The following is a 15,096-nucleotide window of genomic DNA, read 5'->3' on the forward strand; positions in this document are numbered from 1 at the left end:
ATTAATCCAGTAATTTTTGATAAAGCGAAATAAGCTGACTTGACAGTTTTTCAGGGGTTGCTTCTCTGACGCGTTCACGCGCCGCAAGCCCCATATTGTTATTTTTTGCCAGTGAAGGAATGGACACGACGGCCTCCTTCAATGTGCGGATATCAAGTGCATCACAGTAAAACCCGTTCTGGCCTTGCGCAATAAATTCTGATCCACCGCAACTCTCTGACGTAATGACGGGCAATCCGCAGGCCATTGCTTCAAGTATGACGTTAGGAAAAGGATCATACAGCGTCGGCAGCAGTAAACCATCAGAAAGCTGATAAAATGGCAGCGTCTCTTTTTGCATCCCCAGGAAACGGATTTGCCCCTCACAGCCTAATGAACGGGCGAGGTCGCGATAGCGGCTTTCAGCTTTATCCTGACCGACCACAATCAGCCACGCTGATGTTCCTGCTATCGCCCGAATAGCGCTTGCCAGACCCTTGCGTTCAAACCCTGAACCCACGAAGCAGAAAATGACGGCATCAGCGGGTAAGCCAAATTGCTTACGCAGTACAGCACGCTGACGCTCTTCTGCCGGAACGAAGCGGCTGGAATCTATTGAATTATAAATCACATGTATCTTTTTTGCGTCAATATCAAAGTCTTCGACGATTTCGCGTTTGATCATCTCCGCATTACAGATAACGGCTTTCAGCTCGGGCGCCTGATACATTTCACGCTCTGCGTGCATTACGTAGCGGTGATAGCGATCGTGCATAAGCAGCTTCGCGCGCCAGGCGGGAAGAATACGCGACCGCTGTAGCAGCCAGCGTCGATGCACGCCATCTCCGGCGCGGTAAATATCACAGCCCGGAATGCGTTCGTGGCTCTGCACAATATCAAACTGCTGTTGCTGCCAGAGCGCGCGCGCGGCATGTGCGAAGCCGCTTTCACGGCTGATGCGACCCCATTTCCGTGGATCGCAAATATGAATGTGCCAGTCGTCCTGCTTTTCACCCTGCCACTCGCGAGTGATGACGTTGAGCTCAAGATTTTGATTACTCAGCGCGGTGAGCGCCCTGGAGACAAAACGTTCCGCTCCCCCATCCGGACGATATTTTTGGCGCACGATGGCCAGACGATGAAGCTTCATTGCAGGTATCTCCTTGCGGCGGAGACGACGGCATCAACGGGTATGGCGTCGAGATAACGTTCCGTCGTTTTTGTATCAATGGCGTCAGGGTTGGGAAGCGGGCCGTAGTTACCTGCCCAGATGACCTCGCCGTTAACCTGCCATGGCGACCAGAACGTCAATTTTGACGGGCCAAACAGCGCCACGCAGGGCGTCTGAAGGGCGGCGGCCATGTGCATGGGTACGGAGTCAACGCCGATGAAGAGGTTCGCATGATCGATCAGCGCGGCCAGCTGGCGCAGGGTTAACTGTCCTGCCAGCGAAACAACACCCGTTTGCGGGGAGGCGGCAAGAATGCGATCGATCATCGCCAGCTCTTTTTTATCCGGACCTGCGGTAAGAACGATGGTGTGGCCGTCCTGCTGCAACGCGGCGATAGTTTGCGCCATTTTGCCTTCGTCCCAGCACTTAAAGAACCAGCGTGAAGTGGGTTGAATAACGATGAAGCCTTCTCCCACGCCATTTTGCGTCAGCTTTTGCTGAGCATGGTGCCAGTCATCCGCACTGTAAGCCATGGTGACGGTAGGGTTGGACGCTACCGGCAGCGCTGACAGTATGGAGAGATTTTGTTCAACGGTATGTAGCGACTGATGGCTGGCCACAGAGACCAGTTCACTGTGACAAAAACGCCAGAATGCATTATTGCGCTTGTTAAAGGCAAACCCGAGCCGAACCGGTGCGCCGGTGAAGCGGGTGGCAATCGCGCTGCGCCACTGATCGGCCAGATTAATCACCAGGTGATAATGCTGAGCGCGCAACGCACGAAGCAGCTGCCACTCTTTTTGCAGGTGCTTCAGTGTCCCCAGCTGCTTCCATTTACGATCGATACCGTAGATCGTACCGATTGCCGGATGCGCGGCGAGCATGTCTCGCGTCTCTTCATAGAGAAGCACGTCGATTTGGGCTTCAGGCCATTTTTGGCGTAATGAATTGATGACGGGGGTAGTGAGTAACATGTCACCATGATGGCGAAGTTTGATCAGTAAAATGCGCAAATCAGGCGTGTCAGGTAAGTTATTCATCATCATCTTATCGGCGTTGTACTATTGGCAATTCTAATAGACCTGGTAACGACTTGCACTCTTTCTCCATAATGTCGGGAATTTCCCCGGAAGGGTTTACTCCTGCTTTCGGGCGTGCGTAACATAGCGCTAACTATTTTGTCTTGCGGGCTCATTATGAAAAAACCAGCGTTTATCATCACGATCGATACCGAAGGGGATAATCTCTGGCAGAACCACCGGGTGATCAAAACGGAAAACGCGCGCTACCTGGCGCGGTTTCAGGCGCTTTGTGAACGTTTCGGCTTTAAGCCCGTCTGGCTGACCAACTACGAGATGGCAGTCGAACCGGTATTTATTGCGTTCGCTAAAGAGGTCATAGCCCGCGGCCAGGGTGAGGTGGGGATGCATCTCCATGCCTGGAACAGCCCTCCGGAGCACGATCTTACCGGTGATGACTGGCGCTGGCAGCCTTATCTGATTGAGTTTTCAGACGAGGTGATGCGTGAGAAAGTGGTATTTATGACCCGCTTACTGGAAGAGACCTTCCAGACAAAAATGCTCAGCCATCGCGCCGGGCGCTGGGCATTTGACAGCCGTTACGCCAGGCTGCTGATCGAGCTGGGTTATCAGGTAGATTGTTCCGTCACGCCGCGCGTGAACTGGCGAAATGCGAAAGGTGCCCCTCAGGGAAGTGGCGGAACGAATTACCAGCATTTTCCCGATCGCGCTTACTTTCTGGACGCAGACGATATTTCCCGTCCTGGAAACAGCCCGTTACTCGAAGTGCCGATGAGCATCCAGTATAAACACCCGGCATGGCTGAATTCCCTGAAGCAGGGTTATGATCGTCTTCGCGGTAAATACCGTTCTCCGTCAGTTAACTGGTTACGCCCGTCCGGCGAGAACGCGGCGGAGATGATTAAGGTTGCGCAGCAGTGCCTGTCTCAGGGGAATGACTACGTGGAGTTTATGCTTCATTCGTCGGAATTTATGCCTGGCGGCAGCCCGACGTTTAAAGATGAGGCGGCGATTGAAGATTTATATCAGGATTTGGAACAGCTCTTTACCTGGCTATCAGATAAAACGGTGGGAATGACGCTGGCAGAGTTTTACCAGTACAAAAAAGCATAATGCCCGCCAGGCGGGCATATTTGCTATTGCTGCTTTGTTTGCGAGAAAGGTGTACTCAACGCAAAGATAATCATAAAGAAGATGAGGGCTTCTGAGCTGAGCAGTATGACATCCGTCAGTCCATACAAAAGCAAAAGAAGCATTGACGTTAGCAGCAGCGCATTTCTGTTTCGCAGAGCATACGCAATCATTGAAACAAAGAAAAAGAGCATTACCGCCACGCCGGGGATCCCCTGCAAAGAGAACTTCTCAATGAATTCGTTGTGCAGGTGGACCTTAATGTATTCGAGCGCGCTGCCAAGGTGTGGATGTCCGTCTTTAATATACTGCTGCGTCCATGCTTCACGCTCTTCCAGCGATTGCCCTAACGGATGGGCAAGTCCATTCTGAATACCTACCGTCCACATGGAAAAACGAGCGCCGAGTGACGTGCGGTCAATACCCTGTTGATATCTCTGATATTCAAGCTGTGTTTGGGATATTTTAGGCGATATTAACGGCTTGTAGCTAACGATGATAATACCAGCCACAATACATAAAAAGATGAGGGTGGATTTAAGGTGAATACGCCTGAAGTGATAGAGCGTCAGCACTATCGCCAGGAGCAGATAAAGCCCCATTGCAGCGCGCGTGCCCGTGAGCAGTATGACGAAGTAAGAAAGTAAAATGGTTAAACCAGCAACAACGTAAAGCGTCACGTTCTTCTGTAGGTAAAGACTGTACACGAATGCCAGCGATAACACGGAATAAACATAAGCTGAAACGGTGGCTCGGTTAATCGCCATCTCGACGCGAGCCATCCCTTGCGTTGCCTGCCACAGGCCATATCCCGTTGCGAGTACAAACCCCGCAGCTGAGGCGTACAGGAAATATTTTTTAAAGGTCTCTTTATCGAGATAGGATTTAAAACGGTCAATATAGAATATCAGGACGCTCGCCAGGATTAATTTTTTACTTGAATCGAGATAATCGCTGTAAAGATTCATCCCCTGATTATGGTACTCATAGATGACATACCAGCTAAGGTTCAGTAATCCAATCAATAAAATCGGCAGCGCTATGGTAAAAGGACGCAGCGTAATTTTTTTATATTCGAACGCCAGGCCGATAATGCTGACGTAAATAGCAATATAGAAAAACTCTCTCTGTTTTCCTGAACTAACCAATGCCAACATCAAAGAGATGAGGCTCAAAATGAGTGTCAGCCGATACAGTCGTGGTCTTATTTTTTCCATAACGCCTCAATAACCCTTTTTTTGTAGCTAAAACGAACATCGGTGGAAAGGAAAAACGACAATGTATACATGGATTTTACGCGTTGCGTAACGAGCGCCAGGTGTTGGTCTGAGAGATATGTCCGATGGTTGCTGTAGATATCAAACCAGTGGCAATTGACGAGAGGCCTGTAGGAGGATGGAAATGTGTTTTCCATCTGTAGCGTACACTCGACCAGCGTAGATATTTTGCTGGCATCCAGAACGCTCGATAAACTGTCGCTGCGTTTAATATAATAATAGTGGCCCTGGCGCTGATAAGCTATTTTACTCGACTGCATTAGCATGCCGGGAAAAACAGCGAAATCCTCATAGCATTGCAGAGAGGGAATCGGATTGTTTTCATAAAGCTTACGATGAACAAACTGACCGATGAGATGCGCCTGAAAATCTTTGTGACGTAAGAAACGCGAGATTGCTTCATGCTGTGACAAGGAAATCGGGTTAAATCCCCGCCACTCTGCGCTTATTTTCCGGGGATCGCGAATCTCAAGCAAACGCGTCAGCAGCATGTCCGGGCGCTGTGCTTTCAGGAAGGTGATTGCGTCTCTCAGGCTACCCGGCTTTAAGCAATCGTCACTGTCGAGCATCGTAATGTACTCTCCCGATGCCAGCGCGACGGCACTGTTTCGGACCTGGCCTACGTTACGAAAGTTCACGGTCCGGGTTATGACCTGCGGAAATTTAGGCGACCACTCGTCAATTATTGCCTGCGTGGCATCCTCAGAACTGTCGTTAAAAATAATGATTTCTGTGTCCTGGACGGTTGCTGCCAGCAGGCTCGAAAGCGTGGCGGGCAGCGTATCTTCAGCATTATGCGCAGCAATGATGACGCTTAAAAAAGCCATAAAAATTAGTGTCCTTGAGCGTCGATAGCGCGATCCAGTGAGCGGGCTTTCGGCAAGCGTCGAATAAACTGCTGGAGTTCGTCTAAAGCGGGTTCAGTCACCGCGAAAAGCTCTTCCCTCTCCTGAGGGAAATAATAACGTGTTTCAAAGACATAAGAGCAAATGTTGTCGTCATTACCAATCAGCATCACGTTGCCAAGCGGACGTTGTTCATAGTGGCAGCAAGGCCCAAACAGCAGAACCACCGGCACGCCGACAGCGTCTGCAATGTAGACATTACCCGAATCAGACGCGATGTAGCAGTCCATTTTAGAAATGGCCCAGGGAAGCTCTTCGAGCGAAATTTTGCCAATCAGATTGATAAAATTCGGGATATCACCGTAAAGGCGGGTGATATCGTCCATCCACGACTGTTCGTTTGGCGCGCCGAAGACATAAAACTCGCAGGGTAAATCGGCGAGACGATCCACAATCCGCTTCCAGATAGCAGGCGGCACCGTTTTGGCTTTATTACCCGCCGCAATGCTGATGCCGATGCGGATAACGTCTGGTTTATCAAGAATGGCCGGGTAAGTCGTCGGTTTGAAGAGCGGCTTTGTGGCGTGCTTGGGAGAGTCCTGCCAGGTGAGTGAGCGATCGGCCAGTTTCAGGTAATTCGTCACCGAAAGCGTTTTTTTGCCATGCTCAACGATACCGTCGGCAGCGAGATAGAAAATTCCGTGATACCACCTGCGAGTGTAAATGCTTAAAAATTGTTTGTTTTTTGCATTGCAGACGGCGGCAAAAAAGAGGTTTACGCTGTTGGGCTGTAGCAGGTAGACGTTGTCGTAGCGGTTCATGATCCTGCAAGCGAAGCAGAGCTTACGCCACAGGCTGCGCTTATGCTGCTCAATAAAATAGATCTGCTCGATAGTCTCATCATGCTTCGCCAGCGCGCCAACGCTGCGACTGACCAACACATCGCTTTTTTGCAGATGTGCCAGAAGAGGTGTCGCATTAATAAAGTCACCGATTTTGGCTGTCTGAATGACAAGGTTTTTACCCGTGTCTTTCCGAAACAGCTTCCGGAGGAACTTCACCGGAAAGAGTAAAATCAGCAGAAATACATAACTCATGGGTTAAATATCCCTGTTGGAAAGCCGATGGCTGCCCTGTAAAAATGAAAAAATAGCATCTGCGCTAATATCCTTCGTTTGTTGCGTAGGGCTGACCATCTGATGCTGGTTTTTACCGTAACCCCCGATCAATCCCGGATCGGTCGGGCCGAAAATCGTGATATTAGGACGATCCAGTGCGGCGGTTAAATGGCTTAATCCTGTATCCACAGAAACGACGGCGTTAGCGCCCGCCAGCTGTGCGGCAACTTGCGCCAGCGTGAGTTTGGGCAACACCTCGACGTGGGAAAAGCCTGCTGCCAGACGCTCCGCGCGCTGCCGCTCATGTTCAGCACCCCACGGGAGTTTAATATGGATACCGCAAGGTTGCATTAGTTCAATCAGTCTTCGCCAGTGCGTTTCCGGCCAGTGCTTGTCGTCGCGCGTTGTGGCATGCAGGAAGACCAGATACGGCTCGCTATCCTTCTCCGTTTCGCGCAGAAAATGCTGTGCGATGGCGTAGTCACCCTGGGCGTCGGGTTTTGCATAGCCGAGACTCTTTGCGAACAGTTCGCGGGTGCGTTCCACGGCGTGCTGCTGCCTGGCAATATGGTGGCGACGGTTATAGAACAGGCTCGCCAGCGGTTCGCGGGCGGTTTGCCAGTCCATACCGTGCTTTACGCCGTGCGCCAGACGCGTGACCAGCGCCGCGCTTTTGACCAGCCCCTGCGCGTCAATGATGACGTCGTAACGCTGCGCCTGTACCGCTTCGCGAAAGGCTTTACGTTCGGCTCTAATCGGTGCGGAGAACCACGCTTTGCGCCAGCGGCGAATGGCCACCGGGATCACGCGGTCAACGGCTTCATGCCAGGTGGGGATTTGCGCGAAGCCTTCTTCCACCACCCAGTCAAAACGGATACCAGGGATGGCCCGCATCGCGTCCGTCAACGACGGCAGCGTATGCAGAACATCACCCATTGAGGAGGTTTTAACGATCAATACCCGCATCCGTTATCCTTCTTCGCTCAACAGCAGTTCGTTGAGTTCTTCGAGAACGCGCTGCGGCGTAATGTCGATCAGGCTCTGATGGTAACCTTCTGCCGCATCGCCTTTGCGGACTTTGTGATAGCCGGTAATGAGACGAATAACGCGCGCCTTGTGCGACAGCGGCGGCGTGAAGTCCGGGCTGCTCGGGCCATACAGCGCAACCAGCGGACGATCCAGCGCGGCGGCGACGTGCATTAAACCGGAGTCGTTCGTTACCACGGCTTTACAGGCGGCAATCAGGATAACCGCCTGCTCAAGCTGCGTTTCCCCGGCGAGGTTGCGGCACCAGGCCTGTTGCTCGGTGCTGAGCGTGGCGAGGATTTCATTGCCCGCCTCGTGATCTTTCGCCGAGCCAAACAGCACAATCTGATAACCCTCGTCAATCAGCTGTTTCGCCAGTTCTGCGTAGTGGTAGTGCGGCCAGCGTTTAGCCGGGCCAAATTCTGCGCCGGGGCAGAAGCCAATCATCGGGCGTTCAGAGGAAATGCCAAACGCGTTGCAGATGTGGGATTTCTCCCCGTCGTTAACCTGAAGCTGCGGCCACAGTAGCGGCTGCGGCAGATCTTTCGCGCTGCGCATGACGCCTTTGTCGTAGGCCAGCGCCACGTAGCGCTCCACCATCAGCGGCCAGGCTTCTTTATCCAGCACCCGGGCATCGTTCAGCAGGCCGTAGCGCATTTCGCCGCGCCAGCCGGTACGGTGCGGGATGCCTGCAAAGAAGGGCACAAGGGCGGATTTGAAGGAGTTAGGCAGCACGTATGCGCGATCGTAGCGCTTCTCGCGCAGGCTATGGCCGAGCTTGCGGCGCTCGCCGATTTCCAGCGCCCCGTGGCCGAGCGGCATCGCGATCGCCTCGTTCACTTCCGGCATACGCGACAACAGCGGACGGCACCATGCGGGTGCCATCACGTCGATTATCGCCTGGGGATAACGCGCCTTGAGCGTGCGATAGAGACTTTGCGACATCATCATGTCGCCCACCCATGACGGGCCGATCACCAGAATTCTCATACTTACGCGTCGCGGTTCAGCCAGGCCATATATTCCGTTACGCCTTCGGCAACGGTCTTGAACGGCTTGTCGTAGCCTGCGGCGCGCAGGTTGGTCAGGTCCGCCTGCGTGAACGCCTGGTAGCGGCCTTTCAGCTTATCCGGGAACGGAATGTACTCGATGCTGCCTTTCTTATGGTACGCCAGCGTGGCGTCAGCCACCGCCTGGAAGGATTCTGCGCGGCCCGTGCCCAGGTTGAAAATGCCGGAGACGCCGTTCTCCAGGAACCACAGGTTTACGGCTGCAACGTCGGCTACGTAGACGAAGTCACGCTTGAAGCCGTCGCTGCCTTCGAACAGTTTCGGGCTTTCACCGTTATTCAGCTGGGTGTTCAGGTGGAACGCCACGCTCGCCATGCTGCCCTTGTGCCCTTCGCGCGGCCCGTAAACGTTGAAGTAGCGGAAGCCGACAATCTGTGAGTTCGCTTCCGGCAGGATCTGGCGCACGTACTCGTCAAACAGGAACTTGGAGTAGCCGTAGACGTTCAGCGGCTGCTCGTATTCGCGGGATTCGATGAAGTCCGAGGTGCGCCCGCCGTAGGTTGCTGCTGAGGAGGCATACAGGAACGGAATTTCACGCTCCAGGCAGTAGTGCAGGATCTCTTTAGAGTACTGATAGTTGTTATCCATCATGTACTTGCCGTCCCACTCGGTGGTGGAAGAGCACGCACCTTCGTGGAAGATGGCTTCGATCTCGCCGAACTCTTCACCCGCCATAATCTGGATAAGGAAGTCTTCTTTATCCATGTAGTCAGCGATGTTCAGATCCACCAGGTTAACGAACTTGGTGCCGTCTTTCAGGTTGTCCACCACCAGAATGTCGGTGATGCCCTTATCATTGAGGGCCTTAATAATGTTGCTGCCGATAAAACCCGCGCCGCCGGTAACGATGATCATAACTGTAACCTTTGAAGTGTTGAGCCCGGGGACAATCCCGGACGCTAATAGTCATATCATATCATCACAATGCCCGGTCTTCAGCCATTCACCGATATGCAGCAGGGGTACACGTGATTTATGCTGCAAAAACGAGAAGAGATACGGCGTCATCTCGTCATGAACTATAGGTTTGGGTAATATGTGCCAAAATTTGCCGAGTCTGGAGAATTGCAATGCGTGGTGATTTTTACAAACAGTTAAACAGCGACCTCGACACCGCACGTGCGGAAGGGTTGTTCAAAGAAGAGCGTATTATCACGTCTGCCCAGCAGGCGGATATCATCGTTGCCGACGGCAGCCATGTGATCAACTTTTGCGCGAACAACTACTTAGGTCTTGCGAATCACCCTGAGCTGATTGCCGCCGCGAAAAACGGCATGGACACCCACGGCTTCGGCATGGCCTCCGTGCGCTTCATCTGCGGCACCCAGGACAGCCACAAGCAGCTTGAGCAAAAGCTGGCGAACTTCCTCGGAATGGAAGACGCGATTCTGTACTCCTCCTGCTTCGACGCCAACGGCGGTCTGTTTGAAACCCTGCTCGGCGCAGAAGATGCGATTATCTCCGACGCCCTGAACCACGCCTCTATCATCGACGGTGTTCGCCTGTGTAAAGCGAAGCGTTTCCGCTACGCCAACAACGACATGGTTGAGCTGGAAGCCCGCCTGAAAGAGGCCCGTGAAGCGGGGGCCCGCCACGTGCTGATCGCGACCGACGGCGTGTTCTCCATGGACGGCGTGATCGCCAACCTGAAGGGCGTGTGCGACCTGGCGGATAAATATGACGCGCTGGTGATGGTCGATGACTCCCACGCGGTCGGTTTTGTCGGCGAAAATGGCCGCGGCTCCCACGAGTACTGTGACGTGATGGGCCGCGTGGACATCATCACCGGTACGCTGGGCAAAGCGCTCGGCGGCGCGTCCGGCGGTTATACCGCTGCGCGTAAAGAGGTGGTTGAGTGGCTGCGCCAGCGCTCCCGCCCGTACCTGTTCTCCAACTCCCTGGCGCCGGCGATTGTGGCCGCCTCCATCAAAGTGCTGGAGATGGTGGAGTCCGGGGCTGAACTGCGCGACCGCCTGTGGGCAAACGCCCGTCTGTTCCGCGAAAAAATGAGCGCCGCAGGGTTCACCCTGGCCGGCGCTGACCACGCGATCATTCCGGTGATGCTGGGCGACGCAGTTGTGGCGCAGCAGTTTGCCCGCGAGCTTCAGAAAGAAGGGATTTACGTGACCGGGTTCTTCTTCCCGGTGGTACCAAAAGGTCAGGCGCGTATCCGCACCCAGATGTCTGCGGCGCATTCGCCTGAACAAATTGAGCGTGCGGTGGAAGCCTTTACCCGCATCGGCAAACAGCTGGGCGTAATTGCCTGAGGACGTGTGATGAAAGCGTTATCCAAACTGAAAGCGGAAGAAGGGATTTGGATGACCGACGTGCCGGAGCCGGAAGTCGGTCATAACGATCTGCTGATCAAAATTCGTAAAACCGCCATCTGCGGTACTGACGTTCACATCTACAACTGGGATCAGTGGTCGCAAAAAACCATTCCTGTCCCAATGGTTGTCGGTCACGAATATGTTGGTGAAGTGGTCGGCATCGGCCAGGAAGTAAAAGGTTTTAGCATTGGCGATCGCGTCTCTGGTGAAGGCCATATTACCTGCGGTCACTGCCGCAACTGCCGTGGTGGTCGCACCCACCTGTGCCGTAACACCGTCGGCGTGGGCGTAAACCGTCCGGGCTGCTTCGCGGAATATCTGGTGATCCCGGCGTTTAACGCCTTCAAAATCCCGGACAATATCTCTGACGATCTGGCCTCCATTTTCGACCCGTTCGGCAACGCGGTACACACCGCGCTCTCCTTCGACCTGGTCGGTGAAGACGTGCTGGTCTCCGGAGCCGGCCCAATCGGCATTATGGCGGCAGCCGTGGCGAAGCACGTGGGCGCGCGCAACGTGGTGATCACCGACGTGAACGAATACCGCCTGTCGCTGGCGCGCAAAATGGGCGTCACCCGCGCGGTGGATGTCTCGAAAGAGAGCCTGACCGACGTGATGGAAGAGTTGGGTATGACCGAAGGCTTTGACGTAGGCCTGGAGATGTCCGGCGCGCCGCCGGCGTTCCGCACCATGCTCGACACCATGAACCACGGTGGCCGTATCGCGATGCTGGGCATTCCGCCGTCAGATATGTCCATCGACTGGAACAAAGTCATCTTCAAGGGGCTGTTCATCAAGGGCATCTATGGCCGCGAGATGTTCGAAACCTGGTACAAGATGGCAGCGCTGATCCAGTCCGGCCTGGATCTGTCCCCGATTATCACTCACCGTTTCTCCATCGATGAGTTCCAGCAGGGCTTCGACGCGATGCGTTCCGGCCAGTCAGGGAAAGTGATCCTGAGCTGGGATAAGTAAACAAAAAGGGGCCTCAGGCCCCTTTTTTTACTGATTCTTTTTCTCTTCATCCGTCAGGTAGCGCACCTTGCGGGTGTAGTCCTGCCCTTTGAACAGCAGTTTGTTATCCGGCGATTCAAGATACTTCTGCCATTCGGAAAGCGGGAAACCCCCGTGCGCGCCAATCACCTCTTTCGGCACAACGGCTTCCTGACCGCCGATCTTCTTGGAGACCGGCCAGTTCATCCAGTCGCCCAGGTTAACCGTTTTTACATCCAGCATGTCCAGCAGCGCAGCGAGCGGCAGCTGATCGGTCGGCGGCTGCGTGTCGTCCATCAGCTCCCAGGTATCCTGGAACAGCGTCAGCCACAGCGGGCAGATGCGGCGCCAGGTCTTTTTGGTTGCGGCAAGAAACGCGCCGTTAACGTGATCGACCAGATACGGGCGCACCGTTTCTTTGTAATAGGCCGGCACTTTTTCTGCGGGGGCGCCGTCCAGCTTGGCAATCATTTTGCCCTGACGGAAGCTGGAGTAGATGTGCATATCGGCCATGTTGATCTCGGGCATCTTCAGCAGGTTGAGATCGGAGTCGATCATCAGCACCCCTTCACCGCGCGCCTGAAGCGGAGCGTTAAGCTTCACCAGACGGCTGAGGTAGATCTGCTTATAGCGATACCCCTCTTCACGTTTTGGCAGCGTGAGGGTCACAACGCGGGTTTTTGGCGGCAGCTCGCCGAAAGCGGATTCAGGCTGATCGCTGACGATAACAATCTCGCTGACGTCGGTGGCGTAACGCGCTGCAAAGGTCGCTGACAATAACGCCTCTTCGACGAAATCCGCGCCCGTACAGGGGATCACAATGGAATCAACCGCAACGAGATCGCGCGTGGCCGGAAGGGAAGCGTAAGGAATGTTATGACGCCCGGTAATGTGGCGGTAGCGAGCATTCAGGAATTTAAACATGTTCTTCTCGTTTGGTTATTGCGCGCCAAGAACGGCCTCGACACCGTTAACATAGCTTTCAATTGCATACGCGTTGCAGACATTCTGGTGCGCGGCTGCGGCGAGCCGGGCGCGCAGAGCAGGATCCTGCCAGATATTATCCAGATGTTGAGCAAGTTGCGACACATCGCTCCACGGAAACAGCAGCCCGGTCGACTCATGGTCGATCAATTCTGCCGTGCCGGTCACCTTTGAGCCAATCACTGGGATGTTCAGCAGCATTGCCTCCAGCACGACGCGGGGCAAACCTTCGCTCTTTGAAGCCAGAATAAACGCGTCAAAGGTGGCGAGATAGTCAAAAGGCGTATTCTGGAAACCGGTAAAAATGACGTGCTCAGCAATCCCCAGCGCGTCAGCCTGTGCCGTCAGCGCGCCGCGTTCAGCCCCTTCACCGACCAGCACCATCTTCCATTTTGCCTGCGGGTGCTTCTGGTTGAACTGGGCCAGCGCCTCCAGCGTATGGTGGTTGGCCTTCCGGGGGATTAACGATCCAATGCTGCCAAACACAAACGTGTCGTCATCAATGTTCAGACGCTGGCGCATGGCGCGTCGGTCAGGCAAGGGCTGGTGGATGTCGATGGCGTTGTTGACCGTGGTGCACAGCGCTGGCCGGACGCCATGCTGAAGAAGCACGCGTTCAACGCCGTGCGAGACGGCGATGATTTTTGTGGCGTGGGCATTCACCAACTTCACCAGCGGCGGGGTCAGCACCGGTTCAATCCGGCAGTGCTGGATTATCCGCGCATGCAGGTTCGCGCCCGCGAGATATCCTTCTTCGTTAGAGCCCGGCTGGTTGTTCATGTACAGCGTATCGAAACCGCCTTCCCTGAAAATCGTCTCGATCTTGCTGACGTTGGGCCGGATGCGCCAGAGCGTATCAATATGTCGGGTAAACGACTTGCGGGCGCTGCGCGAGAAAAACAGCAGGCCACGGCCCAGCTCTTTTGCAACCTTCGCCCAACCGGGCTGCTTTTGCTGCGGAATGACAATTAACGGGATGCCAATGCCGTTCAACACCTGGCCGATGGTTTGTCCTTCTGCCCGGCTGTAATCACTATAAAAACAACAGGTAATATCAAACTTCTCGCGGTTAATCCGCTTCAGAAGTTCGAGCATGCTGTTGGTACCTCCTCCCCACTCTTTACCGGTATCGAGGAGCAGAATTTTGTGTCGTTGCGGCATCTTTCTACCTTAATCGCCTGTCACTGGGTTGGGCTCGCTGCTGTTTTTTTCCCCCAGCCCTGCCACTGGTGCTGGAAGTACTGCACCAGCGTACTCTGGCTTACGCTTTCGCCAATTACCGTGAAGAAGCGGGTGGCATACACCGGTTCAGGCGGCTGCTTCAGCGTGCAGTTCTTCACGCCACGGAACGGGTTACGCGGCTGCGTTGCGGGCGGTTGCGCACTACCCGGGCGAGAGGTATCCACCTGAGGTTCGTTGAGCAGATCGCTCGGACGCACCAGCGTGATATCAGCGGGTAAGCTCGGTAACATTTGCTGCAAAACGCGAACGGTAGACGGATGCGGGTGCCCGATGGCAATCGCCGAACCGTTACGGCGCGCCAGCTGAACCGCGCGGTTGAACTGCACGCGGATATCCGCTTCGTTCTGGGAGTCGTCCAGGAAGACTTTGCGCTTGATGACCTTCACCCCCGTACCCTGAGCGGCACGCATCGCCTGGCTGTTGCCAATGGTCATGCTGTCGAGGAAATAGAGATTGTAACGCTCCAGCGCCTGCATCACCTTCAGCATACCGTACAGGCTGGAGGTCATCGCGCTGCCCATATGGTTATTCAGACCCACGGCATACGGCACTTTATTGTACGCATCGCGGATGATGCGATCGATCTCGTCGCTGCTCATGTCCGGGCGCAGGGTATCTTTTTCCAGCGGCTGCTTGCTGAGGGGAGCCATCGGCAGATGGATGAGGACCTGATGGCCGCCATTGTGTGCTTTGGTCGCCATTTCATGCGCGTGAGGCGCATTTGGCAGGACGGCAACAGAGATGGCTGACGGCATCGCCAGCACCTGATTTTCATAGTGTGGTCGATAACCGAAGTCATCAATCACAATCGCGAGTTTGCCTGCATAAACCGGTGCAGCCAGCGCCAGTGCGCTGACGACGGAAAAAACAATTCGACGAAATTGAAGCAA

The 15,096-nt window shown here is 54.4% G+C and carries 14 protein-coding genes; 3 read left to right on the plus strand and 11 right to left on the minus strand.

Translation table 11 applies throughout. The annotated features are described in order from the left end of the window. Position 1: 1 nt before the first annotated feature. On the minus strand, positions 2-1,129 hold the full coding sequence (locus tag A3466_RS20610; RefSeq protein WP_063452140.1) for a glycosyltransferase family 4 protein: 1,128 nt from the start codon (positions 1,127-1,129) through the stop codon (positions 2-4). Further along, positions 1,126-2,196, minus strand: coding sequence for a putative lipopolysaccharide heptosyltransferase III (rfaQ, locus tag A3466_RS20615; RefSeq protein WP_063452141.1), 1,071 nt, complete (start codon positions 2,194-2,196; stop codon positions 1,126-1,128). The genes A3466_RS20610 and rfaQ overlap by 4 nt, the downstream gene beginning before the upstream one ends. A 150-nt stretch (positions 2,197-2,346) precedes the next feature. Here rfaQ and A3466_RS20620 point away from each other — a divergent pair, with 150 nt between their 5' ends. After that, on the plus strand, positions 2,347-3,303 hold the full coding sequence (locus A3466_RS20620; RefSeq protein ID WP_063452142.1) for a polysaccharide deacetylase family protein: 957 nt from the start codon (positions 2,347-2,349) through the stop codon (positions 3,301-3,303). A 23-nt stretch (positions 3,304-3,326) separates the two neighbouring features. Here A3466_RS20620 and A3466_RS20625 read toward each other — a convergent pair whose 3' ends face one another. The 6 genes from A3466_RS20625 to rfaD are packed head-to-tail and all read right to left on the minus strand — an operon-like array spanning position 3,327 to position 9,512. Continuing rightward, positions 3,327-4,538 carry an O-antigen ligase family protein gene (locus A3466_RS20625; RefSeq protein WP_063452143.1) on the minus strand — a complete coding sequence of 404 codons (1,212 nt, stop codon included), beginning with the start codon at positions 4,536-4,538 and terminating at the stop codon, positions 3,327-3,329. Beyond that, positions 4,526-5,425 carry a glycosyltransferase family 2 protein gene (locus A3466_RS20630; protein WP_063452144.1) on the minus strand — a complete coding sequence of 300 codons (900 nt, stop codon included), beginning with the start codon at positions 5,423-5,425 and terminating at the stop codon, positions 4,526-4,528. Before A3466_RS20630 ends, A3466_RS20625 begins: the two co-directional genes overlap by 13 nt. Before the next feature lie 5 nt (positions 5,426-5,430). Beyond that, positions 5,431-6,540, minus strand: a complete 1,110-nt coding sequence (locus tag A3466_RS20635) for a glycosyltransferase family 9 protein (RefSeq protein ID WP_063452145.1) — start codon at positions 6,538-6,540, stop codon at positions 5,431-5,433. Between the two features lie 3 nt (positions 6,541-6,543). Then, entirely contained in the window at positions 6,544-7,527 is a 984-nt protein-coding gene (rfaC, locus tag A3466_RS20640) for a lipopolysaccharide heptosyltransferase RfaC (protein WP_063452146.1), read from the minus strand. Positions 7,528-7,530: 3 nt separating this feature from the next. After that, positions 7,531-8,577 (minus strand): ADP-heptose--LPS heptosyltransferase RfaF, encoded by a 1,047-nt coding sequence (rfaF, locus tag A3466_RS20645; RefSeq protein WP_063452147.1) that lies wholly within the window; start codon positions 8,575-8,577, stop codon positions 7,531-7,533. A 2-nt stretch (positions 8,578-8,579) separates the two neighbouring features. After that, positions 8,580-9,512, minus strand: a complete 933-nt coding sequence (rfaD, locus tag A3466_RS20650) for an ADP-glyceromanno-heptose 6-epimerase (RefSeq protein WP_063452148.1) — start codon at positions 9,510-9,512, stop codon at positions 8,580-8,582. Positions 9,513-9,727: 215 nt separating this feature from the next. On the opposite strand from rfaD, the gene kbl reads away from it, so the two are divergent. Continuing rightward, entirely contained in the window at positions 9,728-10,924 is a 1,197-nt protein-coding gene (gene kbl / locus A3466_RS20655; RefSeq protein ID WP_063452149.1) for a glycine C-acetyltransferase, read from the plus strand. A gap of 9 nt (positions 10,925-10,933) precedes the next feature. Then, positions 10,934-11,962, plus strand: a complete 1,029-nt coding sequence (gene tdh / locus A3466_RS20660; protein WP_006812404.1) for an L-threonine 3-dehydrogenase — start codon at positions 10,934-10,936, stop codon at positions 11,960-11,962. A gap of 27 nt (positions 11,963-11,989) precedes the next feature. Here tdh and A3466_RS20665 read toward each other — a convergent pair whose 3' ends face one another. Genes A3466_RS20665 through A3466_RS20675 form a run of 3 tightly spaced genes read right to left on the minus strand, consistent with a single transcriptional unit; the run spans position 11,990 to position 15,096 of the window. Beyond that, complete coding sequence (locus tag A3466_RS20665; RefSeq protein WP_063452150.1) at positions 11,990-12,904, minus strand: hypothetical protein; 915 nt, start codon at positions 12,902-12,904, stop codon at positions 11,990-11,992. A gap of 15 nt (positions 12,905-12,919) precedes the next feature. Then, complete coding sequence (locus A3466_RS20670) at positions 12,920-14,125, minus strand: glycosyltransferase (protein ID WP_063452151.1); 1,206 nt, start codon at positions 14,123-14,125, stop codon at positions 12,920-12,922. 20 nt (positions 14,126-14,145) lie between these two features. Then, complete coding sequence (locus tag A3466_RS20675; RefSeq protein ID WP_063452152.1) at positions 14,146-15,096, minus strand: divergent polysaccharide deacetylase family protein; 951 nt, start codon at positions 15,094-15,096, stop codon at positions 14,146-14,148.

The sequence above is a fragment of the Enterobacter genomosp. S genome, assembly GCF_001631805.1.
Taxonomy (GTDB): Bacteria; Pseudomonadota; Gammaproteobacteria; order Enterobacterales; family Enterobacteriaceae; genus Enterobacter; species Enterobacter quasihormaechei.

Excerpts from the sequence above, each read along its gene's own strand:
- rfaD (WP_063452148.1), bottom strand. The coding sequence starts at position 9,512 with ATGATCATCGTTACCGGCGGCGCGGGTTTTATCGGCAGCAACATTATT.
- rfaC (WP_063452146.1), bottom strand. The coding sequence starts at position 7,527 with ATGCGGGTATTGATCGTTAAAACCTCCTCAATGGGTGATGTTCTGCAT.
- A3466_RS20620 (WP_063452142.1), top strand. The coding sequence starts at position 2,347 with ATGAAAAAACCAGCGTTTATCATCACGATCGATACCGAAGGGGATAAT.
- rfaF (WP_063452147.1), bottom strand. The coding sequence starts at position 8,577 with ATGAGAATTCTGGTGATCGGCCCGTCATGGGTGGGCGACATGATGATG.
- kbl (WP_063452149.1), top strand. The coding sequence starts at position 9,728 with ATGCGTGGTGATTTTTACAAACAGTTAAACAGCGACCTCGACACCGCA.
- A3466_RS20670 (WP_063452151.1), bottom strand. The coding sequence starts at position 14,125 with ATGCCGCAACGACACAAAATTCTGCTCCTCGATACCGGTAAAGAGTGG.
- A3466_RS20610 (WP_063452140.1), bottom strand. The coding sequence starts at position 1,129 with ATGAAGCTTCATCGTCTGGCCATCGTGCGCCAAAAATATCGTCCGGAT.
- tdh (WP_006812404.1), top strand. The coding sequence starts at position 10,934 with ATGAAAGCGTTATCCAAACTGAAAGCGGAAGAAGGGATTTGGATGACC.
- A3466_RS20625 (WP_063452143.1), bottom strand. The coding sequence starts at position 4,538 with ATGGAAAAAATAAGACCACGACTGTATCGGCTGACACTCATTTTGAGC.
- rfaQ (WP_063452141.1), bottom strand. The coding sequence starts at position 2,196 with ATGATGATGAATAACTTACCTGACACGCCTGATTTGCGCATTTTACTG.
- A3466_RS20630 (WP_063452144.1), bottom strand. The coding sequence starts at position 5,425 with ATGGCTTTTTTAAGCGTCATCATTGCTGCGCATAATGCTGAAGATACG.
- A3466_RS20635 (WP_063452145.1), bottom strand. The coding sequence starts at position 6,540 with ATGAGTTATGTATTTCTGCTGATTTTACTCTTTCCGGTGAAGTTCCTC.
- A3466_RS20665 (WP_063452150.1), bottom strand. The coding sequence starts at position 12,904 with ATGTTTAAATTCCTGAATGCTCGCTACCGCCACATTACCGGGCGTCAT.